Origin of the sequence: Streptococcus sp. LYSM12, assembly GCF_004569635.1 — a bacterium.
In the GTDB taxonomy this organism is placed as follows: Bacteria; Bacillota; Bacilli; order Lactobacillales; family Streptococcaceae; genus Streptococcus.
In genome coordinates this window covers 1-439 of record NZ_SPOZ01000083.1, presented here as the reverse complement: position 1 = coordinate 439, position 439 = coordinate 1, and the positions used below count along the sequence as shown (strand labels likewise).

Annotated in this window: 3 tRNA genes and 1 rRNA gene; all 4 read right to left on the bottom strand. The window is 48.7% G+C overall.

The window, feature by feature from the left end:
• Positions 1-37: 37 nt before the first annotated feature.
• Positions 38-127: transfer RNA gene (locus tag E4T79_RS10805), tRNA-Ser, on the bottom strand.
• A gap of 8 nt (positions 128-135) precedes the next feature.
• Positions 136-207: transfer RNA gene (locus tag E4T79_RS10800), tRNA-Glu, on the bottom strand.
• Positions 208-233: 26 nt separating this feature from the next.
• Positions 234-307, bottom strand: a tRNA-Asn gene (locus tag E4T79_RS10795).
• Positions 308-312: 5 nt separating this feature from the next.
• Positions 313-428, bottom strand: a 5S ribosomal RNA gene (rrf, locus tag E4T79_RS10790).
• Positions 429-439: the final 11 nt, after the last annotated feature.

Below are 439 nucleotides of genomic sequence, written 5' to 3'. Positions count from 1 at the left end.
CTCTTTTCATAAGGAGTTCCTAACACCTTCATACTTAAGGAGGATGTGGGATTCGAACCCACGCACGCTTTTACACGCCTGACGGTTTTCAAGACCGTTCCCTTCAGCCGGACTTGGGTAATCCTCCCAATTTTATAGTCCGTACGGGATTCGAACCCGTGTTACCGCCGTGAAAAGGCGGTGTCTTAACCCCTTGACCAACGGACCATAAATAAATTAAAGATTTCTCTTTACTCCGCCAGTAGGACTCGAACCTACGACATCATGATTAACAGTCATGCGCTACTACCAACTGAGCTATGGCGGATTCTAGCTAAGCGACTACCCTATCTCACAGGGGGCAACCCCCAACTACTTCCGGCGTTCTAGGGCTTAACTGCTGTGTTCGGCATGGGTACAGGTGTATCTCCTAGGCTATCGTCACTTAACTATCTCTGAG